The sequence below is a fragment of the Streptomyces sp. NBC_01446 genome, from assembly GCF_026340095.1.
Taxonomy (GTDB): domain Bacteria; phylum Actinomycetota; class Actinomycetes; order Streptomycetales; family Streptomycetaceae; genus Streptomyces; species Streptomyces aureus.
Map to the genome: position 1 here is coordinate 7,066,280 of NZ_JAPEPO010000001.1, position 24,047 is coordinate 7,090,326.

At 70.0% G+C, this 24,047-nt stretch carries 18 protein-coding genes; 7 read left to right on the forward strand and 11 right to left on the reverse strand.

The window, feature by feature from the left end:
• Positions 1-10: 10 nt before the first annotated feature.
• Complete coding sequence (locus OG456_RS31840) at positions 11-805, forward strand: metal-dependent hydrolase (RefSeq protein WP_266567014.1); 795 nt, start codon at positions 11-13, stop codon at positions 803-805.
• Positions 806-837: 32 nt separating this feature from the next.
• On the opposite strand, the gene OG456_RS31845 is transcribed toward OG456_RS31840, so the two are convergent.
• Both OG456_RS31845 and OG456_RS31850 read right to left on the reverse strand, forming a co-directional pair.
• Positions 838-2,628, reverse strand: a complete 1,791-nt coding sequence (locus OG456_RS31845) for an ABC transporter ATP-binding protein (RefSeq protein WP_266567016.1) — start codon at positions 2,626-2,628, stop codon at positions 838-840.
• Positions 2,625-4,670 carry an ABC transporter ATP-binding protein gene (locus OG456_RS31850; RefSeq protein WP_266567018.1) on the reverse strand — a complete coding sequence of 682 codons (2,046 nt, stop codon included), beginning with the start codon at positions 4,668-4,670 and terminating at the stop codon, positions 2,625-2,627. The genes OG456_RS31845 and OG456_RS31850 overlap by 4 nt, the downstream gene beginning before the upstream one ends.
• A 186-nt stretch (positions 4,671-4,856) precedes the next feature.
• On the opposite strand from OG456_RS31850, the gene OG456_RS31855 reads away from it, so the two are divergent.
• The 3 genes from OG456_RS31855 (at position 4,857) to OG456_RS31865 (ending at position 8,907) form a co-directional block, all read left to right on the forward strand.
• Positions 4,857-5,603 carry a L,D-transpeptidase family protein gene (locus OG456_RS31855; RefSeq protein ID WP_266569500.1) on the forward strand — a complete coding sequence of 249 codons (747 nt, stop codon included), beginning with the start codon at positions 4,857-4,859 and terminating at the stop codon, positions 5,601-5,603.
• Positions 5,604-5,675: 72 nt separating this feature from the next.
• A complete protein-coding gene (locus OG456_RS31860; protein ID WP_323136366.1) occupies positions 5,676-7,331 on the forward strand; it encodes a peptide-N4-asparagine amidase in 1,656 nt (551 codons plus the stop codon).
• Positions 7,332-7,521: 190 nt separating this feature from the next.
• On the forward strand, positions 7,522-8,907 hold the full coding sequence (locus OG456_RS31865; protein ID WP_266567022.1) for a cation:dicarboxylase symporter family transporter: 1,386 nt from the start codon (positions 7,522-7,524) through the stop codon (positions 8,905-8,907).
• A gap of 52 nt (positions 8,908-8,959) precedes the next feature.
• Here the strand turns inward: OG456_RS31865 and OG456_RS31870 are convergent, their stop codons facing one another.
• The 3 genes from OG456_RS31870 to OG456_RS31880 all read right to left on the reverse strand — a co-directional run bounded on the left by OG456_RS31870 (position 8,960) and on the right by OG456_RS31880 (position 14,246).
• Positions 8,960-10,450, reverse strand: coding sequence for a Gfo/Idh/MocA family protein (locus tag OG456_RS31870; protein ID WP_266567024.1), 1,491 nt, complete (start codon positions 10,448-10,450; stop codon positions 8,960-8,962).
• 395 nt (positions 10,451-10,845) lie between these two features.
• On the reverse strand, positions 10,846-13,764 hold the full coding sequence (locus OG456_RS31875; protein WP_266567026.1) for an FAD-binding and (Fe-S)-binding domain-containing protein: 2,919 nt from the start codon (positions 13,762-13,764) through the stop codon (positions 10,846-10,848).
• Positions 13,765-13,802: 38 nt separating this feature from the next.
• Entirely contained in the window at positions 13,803-14,246 is a 444-nt protein-coding gene (locus OG456_RS31880) for a MarR family winged helix-turn-helix transcriptional regulator (protein WP_266567028.1), read from the reverse strand.
• A gap of 93 nt (positions 14,247-14,339) precedes the next feature.
• Here OG456_RS31880 and OG456_RS31885 point away from each other — a divergent pair, with 93 nt between their 5' ends.
• A complete protein-coding gene (locus OG456_RS31885) occupies positions 14,340-16,154 on the forward strand; it encodes an ABC transporter ATP-binding protein (protein ID WP_266567034.1) in 1,815 nt (604 codons plus the stop codon).
• Between the two features lie 58 nt (positions 16,155-16,212).
• Here OG456_RS31885 and OG456_RS31890 read toward each other — a convergent pair whose 3' ends face one another.
• The 6 genes from OG456_RS31890 to OG456_RS50845 form a co-directional block, all read right to left on the reverse strand.
• The gene (locus OG456_RS31890) at positions 16,213-17,298 is read right to left on the reverse strand and encodes an NAD(P)-binding domain-containing protein (protein WP_266567036.1); all 1,086 of its coding nucleotides are present in this window, start codon (positions 17,296-17,298) and stop codon (positions 16,213-16,215) included.
• A 70-nt stretch (positions 17,299-17,368) separates the two neighbouring features.
• The gene (locus OG456_RS31895; protein ID WP_266567037.1) at positions 17,369-18,550 is read right to left on the reverse strand and encodes an LLM class flavin-dependent oxidoreductase; all 1,182 of its coding nucleotides are present in this window, start codon (positions 18,548-18,550) and stop codon (positions 17,369-17,371) included.
• 2 nt (positions 18,551-18,552) lie between these two features.
• Entirely contained in the window at positions 18,553-19,596 is a 1,044-nt protein-coding gene (locus OG456_RS31900) for an ABC transporter substrate-binding protein (protein WP_266567039.1), read from the reverse strand.
• A gap of 130 nt (positions 19,597-19,726) precedes the next feature.
• The gene (locus OG456_RS31905; protein ID WP_266567041.1) at positions 19,727-20,503 is read right to left on the reverse strand and encodes an ABC transporter ATP-binding protein; all 777 of its coding nucleotides are present in this window, start codon (positions 20,501-20,503) and stop codon (positions 19,727-19,729) included.
• The gene (locus tag OG456_RS31910; RefSeq protein WP_266567043.1) at positions 20,476-21,378 is read right to left on the reverse strand and encodes an ABC transporter permease; all 903 of its coding nucleotides are present in this window, start codon (positions 21,376-21,378) and stop codon (positions 20,476-20,478) included. The genes OG456_RS31905 and OG456_RS31910 overlap by 28 nt, the downstream gene beginning before the upstream one ends.
• Before the next feature lie 147 nt (positions 21,379-21,525).
• On the reverse strand, positions 21,526-21,609 hold the full coding sequence (locus OG456_RS50845; RefSeq protein ID WP_350495123.1) for a putative leader peptide: 84 nt from the start codon (positions 21,607-21,609) through the stop codon (positions 21,526-21,528).
• Between the two features lie 121 nt (positions 21,610-21,730).
• Here OG456_RS50845 and OG456_RS31915 point away from each other — a divergent pair, with 121 nt between their 5' ends.
• Both OG456_RS31915 and OG456_RS31920 read left to right on the forward strand, forming a co-directional pair.
• Positions 21,731-22,153: a YjbQ family protein gene (locus tag OG456_RS31915; protein WP_266567044.1), complete on the forward strand. Its 423-nt coding sequence runs from the start codon at positions 21,731-21,733 to the stop codon at positions 22,151-22,153.
• A gap of 72 nt (positions 22,154-22,225) precedes the next feature.
• The gene (locus OG456_RS31920) at positions 22,226-23,791 is read left to right on the forward strand and encodes a recombinase family protein (protein ID WP_266567045.1); all 1,566 of its coding nucleotides are present in this window, start codon (positions 22,226-22,228) and stop codon (positions 23,789-23,791) included.
• The last annotated feature ends 256 nt before the right edge of the window (positions 23,792-24,047 follow it).

Sequence of the window (24,047 nt, forward strand, 5' to 3'; positions counted from 1 at the left end):
GAACGCAGCCATGATGGGACCGGCACACTCGCTGTCAGGAGCAGCGGCCTGGCTGGGGGTGGGCGCGGCCGCGGCCGCCGCCGGGCACCCCATGCCCTGGCCCGTCGTGCTCGTCGGGGCACTGATCTGCGCGGGCGCAGCCCTCGCCCCCGACCTGGACCACAAGGCGGCCACCATCTCGCGGGCCTTCGGCCCCCTGTCGCGCGGCCTGTGCGAGATCGTCGACAAGCTGTCGTACGCGGTCTACAAGGCGACCCGTATGAAGGGCGACCCGCGCCGTTCCGGCGGACACCGCACCCTCACGCACACCTGGCTGTGGGCGGTCCTGATCGGAGCCGGCGCCTCGGCCGCGGCGATCTTCGGCGGGCGCTGGGCGGTCCTCGCCCTCCTCTTCGTCCACATGGTGCTCGCCATCGAGGGCCTGCTGTGGCGGGCGGCACGCGGTTCCAGCAGCGACGTTCTGGTGTGGCTGCTCGCCGGGACCAGCGCCTGGATACTCGCCGGTATCCTCGACAAGCCGGGCAACGGGTCGGACTGGCTGTTCACGCAGCCCGGCCAGGAGTACCTGTGGCTGGGCCTGCCCATCGTCCTGGGCGCCCTGGTGCACGACATAGGGGACGCGCTCACGGTCTCCGGCTGCCCGGTCCTGTGGCCCATCCCCATCGGCCGCAAGCGCTGGTACCCGATCGGTCCGCCCAAGATGATGCGCTTCCGCGCGGGCAGCTGGGTCGAGCTCAAGGTGCTGATGCCGGTGTTCATGCTGCTCGGCGGAGTGGGGTGTGCGGCCGCGCTCAACGTCATCTGAGCCGCCGCACACACCCAGTCCCGCCCGGGCGGTCACCCGTGCCAGGACCGCCACAGCGCCGCGTACGCACCGTCGGCCGCGACCAGCTGGTCGTGGCTGCCGAGCTCCCTGATCCGCCCCTCCTCGACCACGGCGATCACATCCGCGTCATGAGCCGTGTGCAGCCGGTGGGCGATCGCGACGACCGTGCGGCCGTCCAGGACCCTGCCGAGCGAACGCTCCAGGTTCCTGGCCGCCCGAGGATCGAGCAGCGAGGTCGCCTCGTCGAGGACCAGGGTGTGCGGATCGGCGAGGACGAGGCGGGCCAGCGCGATCTGCTGCGCCTGGGCCGGGGTCAGCGCCACCGCGCCCGAGCCGACCTCGGTGTCGAGGCCTCCGTCGAGCGCCCGCGCCCAGCCGTCCGCGTCGACCGCGCCGAGAGCCGCCCACAGCTCGGCGTCCTCGGCCCCGGTGCGCGCGAGCCGCAGATTGTCGCGCAGGGAGCCGACGAACACGTGGTGCTCCTGGTTGACCAGCGCCACATGCGAGCGCACGCGCTCGGCGGGCATCCGGGAGAGCTCGGCGCCCCCCAGCGTGACCTGCCCGGTGCGCGGCGCGTAGATCCCGGCGAGCAGCCGGCCGAGCGTGGACTTGCCCGCTCCGGACGGACCGACCAGCGCGAGCCGTGTCCCGGGCCGCACGTCGAGGGACACCTGGCGCAGGACGTCCACGCCCGCCCGGTACCCGAAGTGCACGTCGTCGGCCTGCACGTGCCGGCCGTCCGGCGCCACCGAGGCGTCGCCCGCGTCCGGCTCGATGTCCCTGACCCCCACGAGCCGGGCCAGCGACACCTGGGCGACCTGGAGCTCGTCGTACCAGCGCAGGATCAGACCCAGCGGGTCGACCAGCATCTGGGCGATGAGCGCGCCCGTGGTCAGCTGCCCGACGCCGATCCAGCCCTGGAGTGCGAAGACACCGCCGATCAGGAGCACCGAGCACAGCACCGTCACATGGGTGGCGTTGATGACAGGGAAGAACACCGACCGCAGATAGAGCGTGTAGCGCTCCCACGCCGTCCATTCCTTGACCCGCCGGTCGGACATGGCCACGCGGCGGTCGCCGAGCCGGTGGGCCTCGATGGTGCGCCCGGCGTCGACGGTCTCCGCGAGGGCCGCGGCCACCGCGGCGTAGCCGGCGGCCTCCGAGCGGTAGGCGGACGGGGCCCGCTTGAAGTACCAGCGGCAGCCGACGACGAGCAGCGGTACCGCGACGAGGACCGCCGGCGCCAGTGGCGGCGCGGTCACGGCGAGACCGCCGAGGAGCAGCCCCACCCACACGACGCCGATGGACAGCTGGGGAACGGCCTCGCGCATCGCGTTGGCGAGCCGGTCGATGTCGGTGGTGATACGGGAAAGGAGGTCACCGGTACCGGCCCGTTCGAGCACGCCGGGCGGCAGGCCGACCGCTCGTACGAGGAAGTCCTCGCGCAGGTCCGCCAGCATCCGCTCGCCGAGCATCGCGCCCCGCAGCCGCACCTGCCGCACGAACACGGCCTGGAGGACGAGCGCGACGACGAACACGGCGATGGTGATGCCCAGATGCTTCACGCGCAGCCGGTCCGTGCCGTCGGAGACGTCCTGGACCAGGGCGCCGAGCAGATAGGGGCCGACCATCGACGCCACGACGGCGATGGTGTTCACGCCGATGAGCAGCAGGAACGCGCGGCGGTGCCGCTGGTACAGCTCGCGGACGTAGGACCGGACGGTTGCCGGGGCGCCGACGGGCAGGGTGTTCGCGGTGGTCGGGGCCGCCGGGTCGTAGGCCGGTGGCGCCAGGCCGATCATGCCGTCTCCTCGATCTCGGTGAGTTCTTCGATGCCCGCGTCGCCGATGCCCGGTTCGTCGCGCAGAGAGGTGCCGGCGTTCCGGGACAGCGCCGCCGACGCCGCCTCCTCGTCGGTCTCGCGGGTCACGACGGCCCGGTACCGGGGCTCGGTGAGCACCAGCTCCCGGTGCTCGCCGACCGCCGCGACCGTGCCCTCGTGGACCAGGACGACCCGGTCCGCGCGGTCGAGCAGCAGCGGCGAGGAGGTGAGTACGACGGTCGTACGCCCGCTGCGCAGCGCCCGTAGGCCCTCGGCGATCCTGGCCTCGGTGTGGGAGTCGACGGCGGACGTCGGCTCGTCGAGGACCAGCGCCTCCGGGTCGGTGACCAGGGACCGCGCAAGAGCGAGCCGCTGCCGCTGGCCTCCGGAGAGGGAACGGCCGCGTTCGGTGATCCGCGCATTCATCGGGTCGGCGTCCAGGGACGCCTGCGAGAGCGCGTCCAGCACGTCGGCGCACTGTGCCGCGGCCAGCGCCTCCTCGGGGCGCACGGATCCCGAGGACGGGACGTCGAGCAGTTCGGCGAGCGTGCCCGACAGCAGCACCGGGTCCTTGTCCTGGACCAGCACGGCGGTGCGGGCTGTGTCGAGCGGCAGCTCGTCGAGCGGCACCCCGCCGAGCAGCACAGAGGGCAGCGCGGTGACGGGTGTTGCCGCCTTGTCGGGGTTGCGTCCGGAGCCGGAATCCGAATCCGAGCCGGACCCTGACCCGTTACCCGAAGCCGAAGCCGAAGCCGAAGCCGAAGCCGAATCCGAGGCCGAAGCCGAATCCGAGGCCGAAGCCGAATCCGAGGCCGAAGCCGAAGCCGAATCCGAGGCCGAAGCCGAACGGGTCCCGGGGTCCGCGTCCGTGGGGTGTCCCCCGAGCCGGTCCGCGAGCCGGCCCGCGAGGTCCGGGTCGCCGCACACCACGGCGGTGAGCCGGCCCGCGGGGGCCAGCAGCCCCGTCACCGGGTCGTACAGGTCACCGGCCGGTGCCTCGGCGGCGCGGAGTCCGCCCGGCTCCGTGACCCGTTCGAGGGAGAGGACGCGCGCCGCGCGCTGGGCCGAGGGGCGCGAGAAGGAGTACGCCATGGCGATTTCCTCGAAGTGCCGCAGCGGGTAGTTGAGGATCATCACGGCGCTGTACACGGTGACGAGTTCACCGACGGTGATCCGGCCCTGGCGGGCCAGTTCGATGCCGTACCAGACGACCGCGATCAGCAGCAGGCCCGGCAGCAGCACCTGGACCGCGGAGATCAGGGACCACATGCGCGCGCTGCGCACGGCGGCCGTACGGACCTCCTGCGAGGCGCGGCGGTAGCGGTCGAGGAACAGTTCCTCACCGCCGATGCCGCGCAGGACACGCAGTCCCGCGACGGTGTCCGAGGCGAGTTCCGTGGCGCGGCCCGCTTTCTCGCGCTGTTGGTCGGCGCGGCGGGTGGCGCGGGGGAGGAGCGGCAGGACGGCGAGCGCGAGGACCGGCATGCCGACGGCGACGACGATGCCGAGCGCCGGCTGGTAGAGGACGAGCCCGACGCAGACCACGACGACGGTGAGCGCGGCGGCGGCGAAACGCGACAGCGCCTCGACGAACCAGCCGATCTTCTCGACGTCGCCCGTGGAGACGGCGACGACCTCACCGGCGGCGACCCGACGGGTCAGCGCGGCGCCCAGGGCCGCCGTCCTGCGGGCGAGGAGCTGCTGGACCCGGGCGGCCGCGGTGATCCAGTTGGTGACCGCCGTCCGGTGCAGCATCGTGTCGCCGAGGGCCAGCGCGGCGCCGAGGAGCAGGATGAGCCCGCCCGCGAGGGCGAGCCGTGAGCCTGAGCCGTCGACCACGGCCTGCACGGCGAAGCCGACGCCGTAAGGAAGGGAGGCGACGGACAGGAAGTGCAGGAGTCCCCAGCACAGGGACTTGAGCTGGCCGCCGAGCTGGTTCCGGCCGAGCCAGAGCAGGAAGCGGGGGCCGGAGCGGGCGTCTGGCAGGCCCGGGTCGGGATACGGAAGATCGTGGATCTGCATGGTGTCCCAGGGCTTGGAAGGGAATGCGAAGTCGGGGGTACGGACGGAACAAACCGTGCAAGGTTCGCGGGATTCAGGCACCGGAGGCAAACGGTTTTCCGCCGTGGGGCAAAGTTTCGGCCCGCGTTCGACGCTGGGGGCAGGGTCGGTCGGGGGCACCTGGTGCGTGGTGCGACCATGGACCGCATGCGTAACGCGGGTGCGGTTCGAACGGCGGTCGCTGCGGCGGCCTGCAGCGTCCTTCTCATGACCCTGTCCGCCTGCGGCGGTTCGAGCGGGGGCGACGGGACCGGGCGCAAGGCCGCGTCGGGCTCGGGCGACTCCGGGCAGGAGGACCGCCCGGCCGTCGACCTCAAGCGCATTCCCGACGTCGGGGACCAGCTCCAGTCGAAGATCCCGCAGAACGCGGGACAGGTCGTCGCGGTCTACGGCGACGGCAAGAATTCCGGTGACTCGACCGTCGTGCTCTACACGAAGTCCGGTTCGACCTGGGACAAGACGCGTAGCTGGCCCGCCCACAACGGCAAGAAGGGCTGGACCGCCGACCACCGCGAGGGCGACAAGCGAAGCCCCATAGGAGTGTTCACGCTCACCGACGCGGGCGGTGTGCTCGCCGACCCGGGCGCGAAGCTGCCCTACACGCAGGCCGCGTCGTTCCAGGCCCCGCACTACTGGGCCAAGTCGCACTGGAACGACTTCGACTACGTCATCGCCATCGACTACAACCGCGTGAAGGGCACCGCGCCGAACGACCCGACCCGGCCCGAGGGGCAGACCAAGGGCGGCAGTATCTGGCTCCATATGGACCACGGCAGCGGCACATCGGCATGCGTGAGCCTGTCGAAGTCCGGCATGGAGTACCTGCTGCGCACGATCGACCCCAAGCAGCACCCGGTCGTGGTCATGGGCGACAAGGCGTCATTGAAGAGCTGAGGAGCTGACGCGTCGCCCGGCATTCGCACGGGCTGTTGCGGCGGCGGCGTCCCGCCCCGTACAACACCCCTCATGAGAAGACGCGTCATGTCCATGCTGGCCGCGGTGACCCTCGCGGCCGCAGCCCTCGCCGGCCAGGCCACCGCCGCCTCCGCCGAAGCCCGTCCCGCCGAGGCCTCCGCCGACAGCCGTCCCGCCGCACCCCAACCCGCCGCTCCACCAACGGAGTTCGGCACCGACTGGCACGACCCGATCACCGCCACGCCACCGGTGGCCAAGCCCGCCACCAAGTCCTGCCGCGTGACGCTCGCGGAGACCGAGTTCCGTGACTTCACGCCCTACAAGGGCAGTTACACCCCGCCCAAGAATTGCGGCGACCGGTGGAGCAAGGTCGTCCTGCGCCTCGAAGGCAAGGTCAAGGGGCGGCAGTTCGACCGTCTCGGCTATCTGCACATAGGCGGCGTCGAAGTCCTGCGCACCTCCACCCCCGAGCCCTCGCCCGACGGCATCGCCTGGAATGTGGAGAAGGACGTCACCCGCTACAGCGACACCCTGCGGGCCGACCAATCGGTCGAGATGCTCATAGGCAACGTTGTCGACGACACGTACACCGGCGTCATCGAGGTCAAGGCCACCCTCACCTTCTACGCCGCCGAGCCGCACGCGAAGCGTCAGCCCGCCACGGACACCCCCGACCGCGTACTCACGCTCGACCAGGGCAGACTCACCACCCCGCGCAACAGCGAGCGCATCGTCGCCGAGGTGTACGCCACCGGATCGGGCGGCGGCTGCGAGGAGTTCTGGTACCTGGCGGTGCCGAACGAGGTCCCGTACTCGTGCAAGGCGGACGGCGGCCCGTACCGCGAGGTGCAGATCTCCGTGGACGGCCAACTCGCGGGCATCGCCTCGCCGTTCCCGAACGTCTGGACGGGAGGCTGGTCCAACCCCTTCCTCTGGTACGTGATTCCGGCCCCCGGAGCCTTCGACGTCCGGCCCCTGCAGTACGACCTGACGCCGTTCGCCGGACTCCTCGACGACGGCCGTCCGCACCAGGTCGACGTCTCCGTCGTGGGTGTCCCGAAGGGGCAGAGCGGCTGGAGCGCGCCGGTCAACGTGCTCGTCTGGCAGGACAGCGGGAGTGCGCACGTCACCGGCGCGCTGACCGGCCACAAGGAGAGCGAGCCGGACAGCTCGACGACGTACACGCCCGGCACGGACGAGTACCGCCTCGACGCGAAGGGCGGGCACAGGCTGACGGTGTCCGGCTACGTGAACACCTCCCACGGCCGCGTCGCCACCACCGTCACCCGCGATCTCACCAGCACGTCCACGCACCGATGGACCGACGGCGAGAACAACGACGCCCTGAAGGGGACTTGGACCGACCGTCAGACCGTCGTCTCCGGCCGTAACACCCTTCGTACGAACCGGACCTACACGATGGACGGCGCCACCACGCTCGACGCGGACAACCGGCTGCGGACCGTGATCGAGCTCGGCGACCGGGCGGAGACGGGACGGGGCACGGGCGCGGGCCGCACGGCATGGACGGTGCTCGACGACGCCTACACGGGCGACGCCTCGTACGCGGCGAACGTTCCGCGTGACGAACGGCACGCTGTCGGGACCAGCCGTGAGCGATACCGCCTGACCAGCCCCGACGGTTGCTACGACCGAGAACTGAATACGGCACAGGGTGCGCTGACGGTGGACCGCAGGCGCTGCTGAGGGGCGCGGCGGAAGGCATGGGCGCTCAGGTCTTGGAGCAATATCCAAGATTTGGGCCGATGTGACATCGGGGTCTTCTACGAGAGCTGCCACTCCGACATAGTGACGCTTCGCGGAACAGATATTGGAATCAAGTTTCCGCATAGCAGAATCTGCACAAGTCACTGACGTTGCTCCGGAGGAATGCCCCGTGCCGCAGTCCGTACCGTCCCTGCCGCGACGCGCCGCACGCGTACTACGCACCTCGTTGTTCGCGCAGGTCGCCTGCGCACTCGTGATCGGAGTCGTCGTCGGGCGGCTGTGGCCCCACGCGGGCACGGCCGTCCAACCGCTCGGCGACGGCTTCGTACGTCTCATCAAGGCGATGATCGCGCCCCTTGTCTTCTGCGTGGTCGTCGCCGGAATCACCAAGGCCGGAGACCTCAAGGCCTTCGGCCGCATCGGGCTCAAGGCCCTTCTCTGGTTCGAGGCGGCGACGACCGTCGCCCTCGTCGTCGGCCTGCTCGCCGGAAACCTGGCGGGCCCCGGCGTCGGCATGAACGTGGACCCGGCCAAGCTGGACGCGTCCGCCGTCGAGGAAAAGACCGGCGGCGGCTCGCTCCCGTCCACCGGCGACTTCATCCTGCACTCGCTCCCCGACAGCGCGGTCGGCGCCTTCGCCGAGAACTCGCTGCTCCAAGTGCTCGTCCTCGCCTGCCTCGTGGGCGCCGCGCTGCTGCACCTCGGCAACACCAAGGTCCCCGCGATCCTGCCCGCCATCGAACAGGGCCAGGAAGTGGTCTTCGCCGTCGTCGGCTTCATCATGAAGCTGGCCCCGCTCGCCGTGTTCGGCGCGACGGCGCACCTGGTGGGGGAGTACGGCCTCGGCGCCCTGTCGACGTACGGCAAGCTCATCGGCGTCTGTTACGCCGTCGCCGTGGTCTTCCTCGTGCTCCTCGGCCTCGCCATGAAGGCGGTCACCGGACTGAGCCTGTGGAAGTTCGTCCGCTACACACGCGAGGAACTGCTCCTCGCGCTCGGCACCGCCTCCAGCGAGACGGTCATGCCCCGCATGATGCAGAAACTGCGCCACGCCGGCTGCCGCGACGACGCGGTGGGCCTGGTCCTGCCGACGGGGTACTCGTTCAACCTCGACGGGGCGTCGATCTATCTCTCCATCGGTACGTTGTTCATCGCGCAGGCCGTCGGCGTGGACCTCTCGCTCGGCCAGCAGATCACCGTGGTGATCGTTCTGATGCTCACCAGCAAAGGCATGGCGGGCGTGCCCGGTTCGGCCTTCCTCGCCCTGTCGGCCACCGCGTCCGCCCTCGGGGTCATCCCGGCCGGCGCCGTCGCCCTGCTGCTCGGCGTCGACCGCATCATGGACGCCATGCGCGTCTCCACGAACCTGCTCGGCAACTGCGTGGCCGTCTTCGTGGTCTCCCGCTGGGAGGGCGCGCTCGACACGGCCAAGGCCAAGAAGGTGCTGGGCGGCGAGATCCCGTTCGTACCGGAGGAGGACCGCGACGAGCCGGTCACATCGCCCGAGCTCGCGAAGCCCCAGGACTCCCAATCCACCGCGGAGCCGGTGGGGTGAACCCGAGCTGGGGCCCGGCACACGCGCGCTCGTGTGCCGGGCCCCCGCGCCGTCAGGCCTCCGCGGGCTTCTCGGAATCCACCCCCGGCCGCGCCTTCTTCCACATCCCGCGCGTGAAGTCGGGGATCGCCTGAGGCGCACCCTTCGCCTTGATGGACAAGTGGCTCAGCGGCACCGGAGACGTCCACGTAGCGGCGTCGTACACGTCGAAGTCCGGTACCAGGCCCACTCGCAGACACTGCATCAGACGGAACACCATGATGTAGTCCATGCCGCCGTGGCCGCCCGGCGGGTTGGAGTGCTCCTTCCACAACCAGTGGTCGAAGTCGGTGTACTTGGAGAAGTCACCCCAGGAGTCGTTCGTGTGGTCCGGCTCTATATAGATCCGCTCCGGGTAGTCCTCGAACACACCCTTCGTGCCGCCGAGGCTGTTGATCCGCGAGTAGGGGTGGGGCGTGGACACATCGTGTTCGAGCCGGATGACGCGCCCCTTCGCCGTCTGGACCAGGCTGATGGTGCGGTCGGACTCGATGTACGTCTCCTTCCAGCTCGAGTCGCCCTTCGGCATGTGGGCCTCGCGGTACTGGGCGAGGCCCAGCGAGGGCGTGCCGAAGCTGGAGATGTGCGTGACGCGGTCACCGCGGTTGATGTCCATGTAATTGGCGACCGGGCCGAAGCCGTGGTTGGGGTACAGATCGCCGCGCAGCCGCGTGTGCCACAGGCGCCGCCACGGGCCCTCGTAGTAGTCGGGGTCGAACATCAGGCCGCGCAGGTCGTGGTTGTAGGCGCCCGCTCCGTGGAGCAGGTCGCCGAACTTGCCGGCGTGCGCCATCCGCAGGACTCGCATCTCGTTCCTGCCGTAGCAGCAGTTCTCCAACTGCATGCAGTGCCTGCGGGTGCGCTCGGAGAGATCGACCAACTCCCAGAGCTGGTCGAGCTGGAGGGCGATCGGACACTCCACACCGACGTGCTTGCCGTTCAGCATCGCCGTCTTCGCCATCTCGAAGTGCCAGTCCCAGGGCGTCGCCGCGTACACGAAGTCGATGTCGCCCCGTTTGCACAGGTTCTCGAAGTCGTGATCGCCCTTGGTGTACGTCGCCGGGGCGGGCTGGCCCGCGGCTGTCACCTTGGCCGCCGCTCTCGCGGTCTTGTCCTTCACCGGGTCGCAGAGCGCGACCACTTGGACCCCAGGGATCGCCAGGAACAGATCGATCATGCTGCCGCCACGGTTGCCGAGCCCGATGATGCCGACCCGCACGGTGGAACGCCCCTCGAAGGGCACGCCGACCATGGTCTCGCCCTTTCGGGCCGGAGCCTCGGCGGCCGTCGCCCCGGTCTGCCCGGCCCCGCCGCGCCCGGCCTCGGCCTGCCCGTCGGCGGCCTGCGCCGCGCCACCGGTGAACGCGCCGAGCCCGAGCCCCGCCCCGGCGATGCCGGCCGTCCGCAGGACGGACCTGCGGGACTGCCCGGCGGCGTCGTGTTCGGGATGTTCGGGCTGCTCGTGGCTCGCGTCGGGTGCCGGTGTCGCGTTGTCGTCGTGCATCGGACCTCCATCGATGGGTGGGTGCGCTGCAAGCGCTAGCCACCCTGGAGGGGACGACACCGGGGCGCAAGGGACAGAAGCGGTCAGGGAGTTGGACTTTCTTTACGGACTCTTGGGGACTCATGGGTAGCGGGGGAGGGGTCCGCGCCCTTCCGCATCCCGCGTGGCGGCATGCTTGCCGCCTCATTGAGGGTTTCCTGGCCGCCGCGTTCGCCGCCGCGCAGCTTGCCGCGGTCCCCGCCCAGGGGCGGGGACCCGGTCCACGAGCGTGGTTCTGAACTCCGGATCCACGCCCCTGCGGGCGGACGGCTGGAATATAGCGACAGGCCCGGAAACTCGGTATCCACGCCTCTGCGGGCGGGCGGGCGGACGACGCGAACGCGGCGCGGCAGACCCTAGGGACGCGTCGCGTGCTCCAGCTCCACGATCACGGAGTAATAGCTGCGGCCCGTCGCGTGATCCATGCCCACCTCACACATCCGGTTCGCCGACAGATGCGCGTCGAAGCCACGGGCGGTCACCTCGGCCGCCTCCTTGCGGGTGGCCGACTCGGTGAGTTCCTTGTGGAGCATGCCCCGGTCGCCCGCGAAGGCACAGCACCCCGCGTCGTCCGGGACGACGACCTCGTCGGCGCAGGCCTCGGCGACGGCCCGCAACTGCGCTACATCGCCCAGGTGTTCCATGGAACACGTCGGATGAAGGACCGCCGAACCGACCGTCCGGTGCACCGTCAGGTGTGGCAGCAGCTCGTCCGCCGCCCACACGATCGAGTCGACGATCTTGAGCTCCTTGTGCAACTCCCTGTTGTCGTCCGTCAGATAGGGGACGACCTCATGGGCGATGCCGAGCGTGCACGACGAGGCGTCGACGACGAGCGGCAGTCTGCCGCCGGCGGTCCAGCCCCAGGCCGCTTCGACGATCCGGTTCGCCATGACGGTGGTGCCCTCGTCGTAGCCCTTCGAGTGCCAGATCGTGGCGCAGCACGTCCCTGCGACATCGTCCGGAATCCAGACCGGCCGCCCCGCGCGCGCGGAGACGGCGACCATGGCCTGCGCGAGGGACACGTCCCCCGGGGTGCCGAAGATGCGGTTGACGCAGGCTGGGTAGTAGACCGCGGCGGCCCCCACGCGCGCGGTGCGCGGCAGCTTCCGGGCGGCGGCAGCGGGGATCTCGGGCAGCCACTCCGGTACGAGGTCGGGGCGGACGGCCTTGCGGGCGGCCTGGGTCACGGAGGTCAGAAGCCGGTCGCCGATCTTGCCGGCGGCCGCCACGGCGAGCCGCGCCGACGCCTCGACGGCCTTGAAGTTCTTCGCCGTGAACGCGGTCACCTTCTCCTCGCGCGGGGTGTGCCGCGCGTGCCGGAACTCCTTCATGAAGGCGCCCGTGTCGATGCCGACCGGGCACGCCAGCTTGCAGGTCGAGTCGCCTGCGCACGTGTCCACCGCGTCGTACCCGTACGCCTCGACGAGACCGTCCTCGACCGGTGAACCGGACGGCTGGCGCATCATCTCGCGGCGCAGGACGATGCGTTGGCGGGGTGTGGTCGTCAGGTCCTCGCTGGGGCATGTCGGTTCACAGAAGCCGCACTCGATGCACGGGTCGGCGATCAGCTCCACCTTGGGGATCGTCTTGAGGCCGCGCAGATGGGCCTTGGGATCGCGGTCGAGGACGATACGCGGCGCGAGGACTCCGTCCGGGTCGATGACCTGCTTGGTGCGCCACATCAACTCCGTGGCCTTCGCGCCCCATTCGAGTTCCAGGAACGGCGCGATGTTGCGCCCCGTGGCGTGCTCGGCTTTGAGGGAACCGTCGAAGCGCTCGACGGTGAGGCGGCAGAACTCGTCCATGAACGCCGCGTACCGCTCGACGTCCTCGGGCCTGCCCGCGTCGAAGGCGAGCAGGAAGTGCAGATTGCCGTGCGCCGCATGGCCGGCGACGGCGGCGTCGAAGCCGTGCCGCGTCTGGAGTTCGAGGAGCGCCTCGCACGCCTCGGCCAGGCGCGACGGCGGCACCGCGAAGTCCTCGGTGATCAGCGTCGTCCCTGAGGGGCGTGATCCGCCGACCGCCGTCACGAACGCCTTACGGGCCTTCCAGTAGCCACCGATCGTCTTCGCGTCCCGCGTGAACGCGTTGGTCACCGAGGCCACGGGCGCCACCAGTTCGAGCCTGTCCAGCACCTCGGCGGCCGCCGCCTCGTAACGCTCCTGGGCGGGCTCGTCCGGCGCGCGGAACTCCACCAGGAGCGCCGTCGTCGACTTGGGCAGGCGCGCCCAGTCGGCGGGCACCCCCTCCACACGCACCGAGGCCCGCAGCGTATTGCCGTCCATCACCTCGACGGCGATCGCGCCCGCCTCGTTGAACAGCGGGACCGCCGCCGCCGCCGCGGGCAGCGAGGGGAAGAACAGCAGCGCCGTGGACACCTTCCGGTCGAGGGGCAGCGTGTCGAAGACGACCTCGGAGATGAAGCCGAACGTCCCCTCGGACCCCACCATGAGGCCGCGCAGGATCTCCACCGGGGTCGCGCCGTCCAGGAACGCGTCCAGGCGGTAGCCGTTGGTGTTCTTGATCTCGTACTTGGCGCGGATACGGGCGACCAGCTCCGCGTCGGCCTCGATCTCGCCCTTGATCTCCAACAGGCCTACGCACAGCGCCGGTTCCGCGTGCTCGAGCAGTGCGTCCGCGTCGGGGTCGGCCGTGTCCACCACGGTGCCCGAGGGCAGGACGAAGGTGAGCGAGGCGACCGTCCGGTACGAGTTCCTGGTGGTGCCCGCCGTCATGCCCGAGGCGTTGTTCGCGACGACTCCGCCGATGGTGCAGGCGATCGCGCTGGCCGGGTCCGGGCCGAGCACGCGCCCGTGCCGCGCGAGCGTCGTGTTGGCACGCACGACCGTCGTGCCCGGGCCGATCCTGGCCCGCTCGCCGTCACCGATGACCTCGACGCCCGCCCAGTGCTTGCGGACGTCCACGAGGATGTCCTCGCCCTGAGCCTGCCCGTTCAGCGACGTGCCCGCCGCGCGGAAGACCACCTCGCGGCCCTTGCCGTGTGCGTACGACAGGATGGCCGACACGTCGTCGATGTCCTCGGCGACCACCACGACCTGCGGCACGAAACGGTAGGGACTCGCGTCGGAGGCGTACCGCACGAGGTCGGAGATGTGCGCGAGGACCTTGTCCGTCCCCAGGAGCCCGGACAGCTCGGAGCGCAGCGGCTCGGGGGTCCCGCCGGCCTGCGCGTCCGGCACCCGGTCGGGCGCCGTGCCTCCCGCGTGCGGTCCCGGGCGCAGCGCTTCCGGCTTCGGCTCCAGCAGGGGCATGCCTCTTCAACCTCTCCTCGGCTGCTGTCGGCCCGTGGCTAACAGCGGTGGTCGTACGGTGTCTCGAACAGCGCGTTCAGCAGGACGCCCAGCTGGGCGCGCTGGTCGGGGCTCAATGGAGCCAGGATGTCCTCTGCGGCGGTCCTGCGCGCGCTGCGCAGCTCACGCAGCGCCTTGCGGCCCTGTTCCGTGAGCTCGATGCGGATCACCCTGCGGTTCGTGGGATCGGGCACCCGGCGCACCAGGTCGGCCGTCTCCAGGCCGTCGACCAGGGTCGTCACGGCGCGGGGCACGACTTCGAGGCGCTCGGCGAGGTCGGCCATGCGCGGCGGTGCGTCGTAGTGCACGAGGGTCCGCAGGAGCCGGGACTGGGCGGGTGTGATCCCGACCGGCTCCAGATAGCGCTTCTGGATCCGCTGCAGCCGCCGGGTCAGCCGGAGCAGTTGTTCCGCGAGAAGGCCGTCAACGTCCGGGGTACTCATGTGCGGAACAATATCAGGACCTTGTGCATTGTGAGTATAGGTAACAATGAGCTATGCTCCCTGAGACCTTGAATCGCCACTCGTAGGAGGCTCATGCATCACGACGAACCCGGCTGGACGCCGTCGCCCTCCGACGCCACGTCGCCGGAGCCGCGGCAGATGCGTCGCATCCTGGCCCTCTTCCGTCCCTACCGCGCCCGCCTCGCGCTGGTCGGCCTCCTCGTCGGCGCCGCCTCGCTGGTCTCGGTCGCCACGCCCTTCCTGCTCAAGGAGATCCTCGACACCGCGATCCCGCAGGGGCGCACGGGCCTGCTGAGCCTGCTCGCCCTGGGCATGATCCTCAGCGCCGTCATGACCAGCATCTTCGGCGTCCTGCAGACCCTGATCTCCACGACGGTCGGCCAGCGCGTCATGCACGACCTGCGCACCGCCGTGTATGGCCGGCTCCAGCGCATGTCGCTCGCCTTCTTCACCAGGACCCGCACGGGCGAGGTCCAGTCCCGCATCGCCAACGACATCGGTGGCATGCAGGCGACGGTCACCTCCACCGCCACGTCCCTGGTCTCGAACCTCACCAGTGTGGTCGCCACCATCGTGGCGATGGTCGCGCTCGACTGGCGGCTCACGGCCGTCTCGCTGCTCCTGCTGCCCGTCTTCGTGTGGATCAGCCGCCGCGTCGGCCGCGAGCGCAAGAAGATCACCACGGAACGCCAGAAGCAGATGGCCGCGATGGCCGCCACGGTCACCGAGTCCCTCTCCGTGAGCGGCATCCTCCTAGGCCGCACCATGGGCCGTGCCGACTCACTCACCCGGTCGTTCGCCGACGAGTCCGAGCAGCTCGTCGGGCTCGAGGTCCGGTCGAACATGGCGGGGCGCTGGCGCATGGCCGTCATCACGATCGTCATGGCCGCCATGCCCGCCGTCATCTACTGGGTCGCGGGCGTCGCGCTCCAGTTCGGCGGTCCCGCGGTCTCGATCGGCACCCTGGTCGCCTTCGTCTCGCTCCAGCAGGGCCTGTTCCGGCCGACCGTGAGCCTGCTCGCCACCGGCGTCCAGATTCAGACCTCGCTGGCGCTCTTCCAGCGCATCTTCGAGTACCTCGACCTGCCGATCGACATCACCGAGCCCGAGAAGCCCGTCCGCCTCGACACGATCAAGGGCGAAGTCCGCTTCGAGGACGTCGAGTTCCGTTACGACGCCGCCGACGGAAAGAGCGCGGCGATACTCGACGGGATCGACGTCACCGTCCCCGCGGGTGGCAGCCTGGCCGTCGTCGGCCCCACCGGTTCCGGCAAGTCCACGCTCAGTTACCTGGTGCCGCGTCTGTACGACGTCACCGGCGGCCGTGTCACTCTCGACGGAGTGGACGTGCGTGACCTGGACTTCGACACCCTCGCGAGGGCCGTCGGCGTCGTCTCCCAGGAGACGTACCTCTTCCACGCCTCCGTCGCGGAGAACCTCCGGTTCGCCAAGCCCGACGCCACGGAGGAGGAGTTGCACGCGGCGGCCAGGGCTGCCCAGATCCACGAGCACATCGCGTCCCTGCCCGACGGGTACGACACCGTCGTCGGCGAGCGCGGCCACCGGTTCTCCGGCGGCGAGAAGCAGCGCCTCGCCATCGCCCGCACGATCCTGCGCGACCCGCCGATCCTCATCCTCGACGAGGCGACGAGCGCACTGGACACCCGCACCGAGTTCGCCGTGCAGGAGGCCATCGACGCGCTGTCGGCCAACCGCACGACCGTGACCATCGCCCACCGGCTCTCCACGATCCGGAGCGCCGACCAGATCGTCGTTCTCGACGGCGGGCAGGTGGCCGAGCGTGGCACCCATGAGGAGCTTCTGGAGCGGGACGGCCGCTATGCCGCCCTGGTCCGCAGAGACTCGCAACTGGAGCCCGCACGCTAGGCCGTGGACGGGTCTGCGGGTGACGTCGGATCGTGCAAGGGCGGCCTGTTCGGGGGTGTCACACAGCGACCGGCGCCTCGGCCAGCAGGCGCTTGATGTCCCGTACGGCCGCGTGTCCCGCGCGGTTCGCGCCGATCGTGCTGGCCGAAGGCCCGTAGCCCACCAGATGGATCCGCGGATCGGCGACCACCCGGGTGTCCTCGGCCTGGATGCCGCCGCCGGGACCGCGCAGCTTCAGCGGCGCCAGATGCTCGATCGCGGGCCGGAAGCCCGTGGCCCACAGGATGACGTCCGCGTCGACCCGCCGGCCGTCGTCCCACTCCAGGCCGGACGGCGTGATCCGGTCGAACATCGGCAGCCGGTCGAGCACACCGTCGGCGCGGGCCTGCCGGATCGCGTCGTTCAGCGGCAGCCCCGTCACCGACACCACGCTCTGCGGGGGCAGCCCCGCCCGGACCCGTTCGTCGACCAGCGCGACGGCCGCGCGGCCGAGGTTCTCGTCGAAGGGGCCCTCGTTGTAGACGGGCGGCCGGCGCGTCACCCAGGTCGTCGCGGCAGCGTAGGGCGCGATCTCCATCAGATGCTGCGTCCCGGAGGCGCCGCCGCCCACCACGATCACCCGCTGTCCGCGGAACGCCTCCGGGCCCGGATAGATCGCGGTGTGGAGCTGACGCCCGCGGAACGTCTCCTGTCCCGGGTAGCGCGGCCAGAACGGCCGGTCCCAGGTACCCGTCGCATTGATCAGCGCCCGCGTCGACCACGTCCCGTCGGACGTCTCGACGAGCAGCCTCCCGCCGCCCCCTTCACGCACGGCACGCACATCGACGGGACGCCGCACCCGCAGGTCGAACATCTCCTCGTACGAGGCGAAGTACGCCGCGATCACCTCCGACGACGGCCGGGCCGGGTCCGCGCCGGTCAGCTCCATGCCCGGCAGCGAGTGCATGCCGTGCACCTTGCCGTACGTCAGTGAAGGCCAGCGGAACTGCCAGGCGCCGCCGGGGCGCGGGGAGTGGTCGAGCACGACGAAGTCCCGCTCCGGCTCGAAGCCGGCCCGGCGCAGGTGATAGGCGCTGGACAGTCCTGCCTGTCCAGCGCCTATGACGACCACGTCGACCTCAAGTACGTCCGCTGTGTCCCGCACCCCGATATCGTTCACGCTTCTACTAACTGCACCGGGGTCGTGGATCTTCCCGCAGGGGTGGCGCGACGGTTCAGCGGCCCCCGGCTACCAAAAGAGGCGCGCCACCGACGGCAGGCCCGGTGAGCGGTGACGCCGGTACCCGCGGCAGCAGACCGCGCGCCGCCAGAACCGGGATCATGCCCTCCCCGAACCAGTACGCCTCCTCCAGATGGGGATAGCCCGACAGGACGAAGTGCTCGACGCCCAGCGCGTGGTACTCCTCGATCCGGTCCGCGACGTCGTAGTGGCTGCCGACGAGCGCCGTGCCCGCGCCGCCCCGCACCAGACCCACGCCCGCCCACAGGTTCGGGGATATCTCCAGGTCGTCGCGCGAGCCCCCGTGGAGCGCCAGCATCCGCTGCTGCCCGACCGACTCGCTGCGGCCGAGCGCCTCCTGAGCGGCGGCCACCGTCTCCGGCGACAGGTCGTCGAGCAGCCGGTTCGCCGTCGCCCACGCCTCCGCCGACGAGTCGCGCGAGATGGTGTGCAGCCGGATCCCGAAGCGGACCGTGCGCCCCTCCTTCTCGGCGAGCCCCCGGATCCAGTCGATCTTCTGCTTCACCTGTTCGGGCGGCTCGCCCCAGGTGAGATAGACATCGGTGTGCCGCGCGGCGACCGGACCCGCCGCGGCCGACGAACCGCCGAAGAAGATCTCCGGCAGCGGGTCCGGCGGCAGCGCGGTGAGACCGCCCTCCACCTGGTAGTGCTCACCGTCGAAGTCGAACGGCTGCCCGCTCCACACACCCCGCACGACCGACAGGAACTCGTCGGTCCGCGCATAGCGCCGGTCGTGGTCCAGGTGGTCGCCGAAGCGCCGCTGCTCGGTCGAGTCACCACCCGTCACCACGTTCAGTAGCAGCCGCCCGCGCGTGATCCGCTGATACGTCGCCGCCATCTGGGCGGCGAGCACCGGCGAGATCACCCCGGGCCGGAACGCCACCAGGAACTTCAGCCGCTCCGTGTGCTGGGCGAGGGCCACCGTCGTCAGCCACGCGTCCTCGCACCACGTGCCCGTCGGCGTCAGGACCGCTTCAAACCCCAACTGCTCCGCGGCCTTGGCTATTTGAGTCAGATAGTCGATGTCGGGCGCGCGCACGCCGCTGACCGGAGCGATCCGCGAACGCTTGACGCCCCCGTCGGTGTAGGCGTGCCGGTCCACGAGCGTGCGGCCGTCGCCGCCGGTCGGCAGAAACCAGTGAAGGTGGACGCTCATCGTCAGGACTCCTTGCCGAAGGTGCGGGGCGCGGTCGTCGACGCCGGCAGACCACCGTTGAAGCGGGTGTCCACGAACGACGCGAAGTCGACCTTCCGGGGGATCAGCTTCAGCGTCGCGAAGGTGTCGGCGATCTGCTGCTCCGAGGCGATGGCGGGCTTGTCGACGGCGACGGTGACCCGGGTGCCGTTGGTGCGCTTCACCGAGTCCAGTGCGACGGCGTAGGGCAGCCCGGTGTCCTTCGCCCAGACCTTCGCCCATGCCTCGGGGTGCTTGAAGACCCAGTCCTGGGCGCGCTTGAGCCGCTTGAGGTAGTCGCCGATCGCGGCGGCCTTCTTGCTGTCCTTGAGCGAGGAGGGCGCCGCGACCTGGAACGCGAGCCCATTGGTGAGCCCGTCCCCATCAGTGAGCACCCGCCCCTGCTTCCCCTGCAGGACCTGGGAGGTGTACGGGTCCCAGACGGCCCAGGCGTCCACCTTGCCGCCGGTGAACGCGGCGAGCGCGTCGGCCGGCTGGAGGTACTTGACCTGCACGTCCTTCAGGGAAAGACCGGCCTTCTTCAAGGACGCGATCAGCTGGTAGTGCGCCGACGAGCCCTGCGTCACGGCGATGGACCTGCCCTTGAGTTCCTCGGGCTTCCTCAGCTTCGAGTCGGTCGGGACGAGGATGGTGTCGCCCTTCGCGGTCCCGTGGCTGGCCGCCACGATGGCGATCTTCGAGTTGGCGCCGGCCGCGAAGACGGGCGGGGTGTTGCCGACCCCGCCGATGTCGACGGCCTTGGCGTTGAGGGCCTCAAGGAGTGGCGGCCCGGACGTGAAGGTCGACCAGCGGATCTTGTAGTCGAGGTCGTCGAGCTCGCCGGCGGCCCGGAGTACGGCTTCCGAACCGCCTTTCTGGTCACCGACGTTGAGCGTGAGGGCTCCCTTGCCGTCGGTCCGGCCGCCGCCCGAGCCGCCGGTGGACGTATCGGCGGCGGAGGTACCGGAGCAGGCGGCGAGCAGCAGGGCCAGGGGGAGCAGCAGAGCGGGGGCGAGGCGTCGTCGCATGGGGAGTCCGTTTCGTGGGTTCATGGCCGGTAGGTCAAGGTCGGCGTCGGTCTGTCGGCGCAGGCCGGAATGGCCGTAGGGCGGTGTGCCGGTACGGGTGGTGTGTGTAGAGGTGAAGCCTGACGAAGCGTCAGGCGGCGGCGGGGTGGGAAGTCTCCGGCGCGTCGACCCCCAGTCGCTGGAGCAGCTCGGCGCGCAGTTCGCCGAAGCGCGGGTCGGATATCCCGCGCGGACGCTCCAGGTCGATCTCGGTCTCGTACGCGATGACGCCTTCATCCATCACGAGCACACGGTCGGCGAGCAGGACGGCCTCCTCGACGTCGTGCGTGACCAGGAGGACGGCGCAGCCGCGTCGCTGCCACAGCTCGTCGACGAGGCGCTGCGCCTTGATGCGGGTGAGCGCGTCGAGTGCGCCGAACGGCTCGTCGAGCAGCAGCAGATCGGGCTCACGCACCAGAGCGCGGGCCAGCGATGCGCGCTGGGCCTCGCCGCCGGACAGGGTCTTGGGCCACGCGTGCGTGCGATGGTCGAGGCCGACCTCTTCCAACGCGCGCTCGGCGCGGGCCCGATCGGGCTTGCCCGGCAACCCGAGCAGTACATTGCGCCACACCCGCTTCCACGGCATGAGACGCGGCGCCTGGAATGCGACGGCCTTGCGGCGCGGCACGAGCACGGTGCCCTCGATGTCGCGGTCGAGCCCGGCGAGGATGCGCAGCAGGGTCGACTTGCCGCAGCCGCTGCGGCCGAGCAGCGCCACGAACTCGCCCGGCTTCACGTCGAGATCGAGGCCGTCGATGACGGCACGCCCGTCGAAGGAGCGGGTGAGTCCCTCCACGCGGACCGCCGAACGAGTTTCTGTGGAGGGGGACTTGGGGGTGGTCACCGGCCGGTGAACGTCGGTCGCCATTGCAGCAGCAGCCTTTCGAGGGTTCGGACGACGAAGTCGGCGAGCAGGCCGAGGAACGCGTAGACGATGAGGCAGACGACGATGACGTCGGTCCGCAGGAAGTCGCGGGCCTGCACCATCAGGAAGCCGATGCCGGCGTCCGCGTTGATCTGCTCTGCGAAGACGAGGGCCAGCCAGGAGATGCCGAGCGAGTACCGCAGCCCGGTCATGGCGCCGGGGAGCGCGCCGGGCAGGACCACATGGCGTACGAGACCCCAGCGGGAGAGTCCGAGCGACTCCCCGGCCTCGATCAACTGCGCGTCCACGCCGCGGATTCCGGCGTACACGTTCAGATACAGCGGGAACGAGACGCCCAGCGTGATGATGGCGATCTTCGGCGCCTCGCCGATCCCGAACCAGATGATGAACAGCGGGATCAGCCCTACGAACGGCACGGTCCGCAGCATCTGCACGCTCGCGTCGACGAGGTCCTCGCCGACCCGGAACAGGCCGGAGACGAGGGCGAGTCCGGTACCGACGACGACGCCGAACAGCAGGCCGATCGCGACGCGCTGGAGCGAGACCCCCATGGCGTTCGGCAGTGATCCGTCGGAGAAGAGATCACCGGCGACGCGGGCGATGGTGCCGGGCGAGGCGAGGACATCAGGTGTCAACACGCCGGTACTGCTGAGGAGTTGCCACAGGATGAGCAGCAGGACGGGCCCGGAGGTGCGGCGCAGCCACCGCGGGACCCGAGTGCGCCGGGTGGAGGAGGGGACGAGGCGGACGAGCTCGGGACGGCCGACGGAATCGGCATCGGATTCGGCCGGGGCGGCTTCCGGGGCAGGCGACTTGGTGACGACGTCCGGATCCGGCGGGGCATGGCTGATGCTCATGGGTGCTCCACGCAGAAGGCAGGGGAGGGCAGCGGTGAAGGTGAAAGGGGTACGCGTATGCGTCAGCGCCCCCGCGTGAGTTCACGCGGGGCCGAGGCAGGGGCGTACGGGGCTACGCGACGTAGCCGGAGATGCGGGGAAAGGGCGTCAGCAGCCGCGGCGACACGCGGCGGAGGCCACCCGCAGCAGGTCGATGTGACCGCGCGTGGTGAGCAGGACTGAACGCAACATGCCGCAGAAAGTAGCCACCTTGTCGACGCAAGGTCAATGCCGTCTCGATGGATGGACGCGCTGTATCAGGTGACGGGCCCGGTTCGGGCGCGGACGGCGCCCGATGAGTGAGGATGGACGCATGTCCGACGCCTTCACCACGCGCATCCTGAACGTATCCACCGGCTCCGCGGAGCGGGTCGTCGACCTGACCCACGACTGCGAGACCTTCCTGAGCGAGGTCGCCGCGGGCCGCGACGGCCTGCTCAACATCTTCGTGCCCCACGCGACGGCCGGCGTGGCCGTCATCGAGACGGGCGCGGGCAGTGACGACGACCTCCTCACCGCCCTCCACTCCCTGCTCCCCGCGGACGACCGCTGGCAGCACCGTCATGGCTCCCCGGGCCACGGCCGCGACCACGTCCTCCCGGCCCTGGTCCCACCCCACGCCACCCTCCCGGTGATCGCCGGCGCCCTGGAAATGGGTACGTGGCAGTCGGTGTGCCTGGTGGACACCAACATCTCTAATACCAACCGTCACGTTCGGTTGACCTTCATGGGGTGACCTGGGGCGGAGCAAGATCGTCCTGGGGGTGGCCGTCGATTCTCCTTACGCTGCGCGCGACGAGGAGAGGCGATGCACGACACGAACCTGGACGCGGTCGAACGGCCCTACGACGGATGCGGCAAGTGCCTGTTGGGTGTACGCCGCCTGTCGCGTATGAAGGCCGCGACCTCGTCACCGGAGCGGCAACGTGAGGACATCCTCGCGGTTGCCGCCTCGGTCGGAGCTCACATCATCGGCTGGGCCGACGACTGGGAGGTCTCCGGAGCGACGGACCCGATGACGCGACCGAGGCTGGGTCCGTGGTTGCGCGACGAACAAGGTCCGTACGACGGCCTGGTCGCCGCCGCAGTCGACCGACTGGGCCGCAACGTAGTCGACTGTCTGAATACCGGCTACAAGATGCGCGACGAGAACAAGCTCCTGGTCACGTATGGCCACGACGGCCCCTGGGACCTGAACGATCCGGCGGACGAGAACCGCTTCACGATCGAGGCCTGGGGCGCGCAGATGGAGTTGCGGGCCATCCAGCGCCGCAACAGGAGTACCACCGTCAAGATGCGGGCAGCTGGGCGGCCCAAGGGCAAACCGTCGTACGGATTCCGGCACGTTCGCCTGGTGGCGGGCGGCAAGGTCGATCACGTCGAACTGCATCTGCACGCTGCCGAGGTGATTCGTGAAGTCGCGCGTCGTGTGCTGGCGGATCCGGTCAACGTCACCCCCAGCAGCGAGGCCGCCCGACTGAACAGGGCGAAGGAGCTGGCACCCGTGGACCATCTTGCTGTCATGTACGGCCGCCCGGCACGAGGTCGTCCCTGGTACCCGGCTACCATCCGCGCGATCCTCGAGTCTGAGGCGGCGCTGGGGTATCTGATGCACCAGCACAAGCCGGTGGTCGGAGCAGACGGGAACCTGATCCGCCTCTGTGAGGGCTTGTGGGACCGTGCGACCCACGAAGCGTTGAAGAGGGCGCTTTCCGCCCGCAACATGCCTACTCGTCGTACGAACCAGCCGTACTTGCTCACCGGGGTCGCCTTGTGCGGTCAGTGCCACAACCGGCTGTACACACAAACCTCTGCTGACGCGCCGCCTCGCTATGTGTGCACAGCCAGGAATAAGGGCTGGCCTTCAGCACACAATTGCCAGCCTGCTCCGCTCGTCCGGTCTCAACTGCTCGATACCTGGGTCGAATCATGGTTTCTGGAGAAGTTTGGGGCAGGCGAGATCTTTGAGACCGTGTACGACTCGGGGAACGGTGTCGCGGAACGAATAGCTGAGCTGCAGGCAAGTCGAACTCGCCTGCGTGCCGACCGTGAGGCCGGCATTTACGACGGTGAAGAGGACGCCCAGTGGTTCCGGGAGCGGTATGGCGACCTCGGACGTGAACTCGCGTCTCTCGCGCGGGAGCCGAGCCGGCCGCCGGGCATGGTGCAGAGGCCCACGGGCGAGACGATCGCCGACCGCTGGGAAAAGGCATTGGACGTTCAGGCGCGCAAGGAGATGCTGCTCGACTTCGACGTGAGGGTGACGCTGTACCCCGCGGCGGCACCGGTCCGGTGGGTTCCAGGGATCATGCATGGTCCGGAACGCGATCCCGTTGGGCACCCGTACTCCTTCGGCTCTGCGTTGGCGGCCTGAAGTGTCAGCCGGGGGTTCTGCGTAGCGCCGCTACCAGGAATCCCCGGCATGGCCAAGCGAGAGAGTTCACAGAACCTGGACCCAGTGGGAACAGAAAGGACCTCACGTGATGGTGGAGCCACATCTCGAACCGGCCGGAACGCTCTGGTCTCCCTGTGAGGTGCCATGGAACGCCGAGCGCGCGCATCAGGGATGGCTGGTGACTACTGCTGACGGAAGTGTGGCGGAGGCTCTGGCACGGTTGTATCCGAAGGCG

What these genes read in the sequence shown, in the direction of transcription:
- OG456_RS31895 (WP_266567037.1), bottom strand. Translation starts at nt 18,550, where the DNA reads ATGAGCGTCCACCTTCACTGGTTTCTGCCGACCGGCGGCGACGGCCGC.
- OG456_RS31855 (WP_266569500.1), top strand. Translation starts at nt 4,857, where the DNA reads ATGCGTAACGCGGGTGCGGTTCGAACGGCGGTCGCTGCGGCGGCCTGC.
- OG456_RS31905 (WP_266567041.1), bottom strand. Translation starts at nt 20,503, where the DNA reads ATGGCGACCGACGTTCACCGGCCGGTGACCACCCCCAAGTCCCCCTCC.
- OG456_RS31875 (WP_266567026.1), bottom strand. Translation starts at nt 13,764, where the DNA reads ATGCCCCTGCTGGAGCCGAAGCCGGAAGCGCTGCGCCCGGGACCGCAC.
- OG456_RS31845 (WP_266567016.1), bottom strand. Translation starts at nt 2,628, where the DNA reads ATGATCGGCCTGGCGCCACCGGCCTACGACCCGGCGGCCCCGACCACC.
- OG456_RS31920 (WP_266567045.1), top strand. Translation starts at nt 22,226, where the DNA reads ATGCACGACACGAACCTGGACGCGGTCGAACGGCCCTACGACGGATGC.
- OG456_RS31910 (WP_266567043.1), bottom strand. Translation starts at nt 21,378, where the DNA reads ATGAGCATCAGCCATGCCCCGCCGGATCCGGACGTCGTCACCAAGTCG.
- OG456_RS31850 (WP_266567018.1), bottom strand. Translation starts at nt 4,670, where the DNA reads ATGCAGATCCACGATCTTCCGTATCCCGACCCGGGCCTGCCAGACGCC.
- OG456_RS31860 (WP_323136366.1), top strand. Translation starts at nt 5,676, where the DNA reads ATGAGAAGACGCGTCATGTCCATGCTGGCCGCGGTGACCCTCGCGGCC.
- OG456_RS31870 (WP_266567024.1), bottom strand. Translation starts at nt 10,450, where the DNA reads ATGCACGACGACAACGCGACACCGGCACCCGACGCGAGCCACGAGCAG.
- OG456_RS31900 (WP_266567039.1), bottom strand. Translation starts at nt 19,596, where the DNA reads ATGCGACGACGCCTCGCCCCCGCTCTGCTGCTCCCCCTGGCCCTGCTG.
- OG456_RS31915 (WP_266567044.1), top strand. Translation starts at nt 21,731, where the DNA reads ATGTCCGACGCCTTCACCACGCGCATCCTGAACGTATCCACCGGCTCC.
- OG456_RS31840 (WP_266567014.1), top strand. Translation starts at nt 11, where the DNA reads ATGATGGGACCGGCACACTCGCTGTCAGGAGCAGCGGCCTGGCTGGGG.
- OG456_RS31885 (WP_266567034.1), top strand. Translation starts at nt 14,340, where the DNA reads ATGCATCACGACGAACCCGGCTGGACGCCGTCGCCCTCCGACGCCACG.
- OG456_RS50845 (WP_350495123.1), bottom strand. Translation starts at nt 21,609, where the DNA reads ATGTTGCGTTCAGTCCTGCTCACCACGCGCGGTCACATCGACCTGCTG.
- OG456_RS31880 (WP_266567028.1), bottom strand. Translation starts at nt 14,246, where the DNA reads ATGAGTACCCCGGACGTTGACGGCCTTCTCGCGGAACAACTGCTCCGG.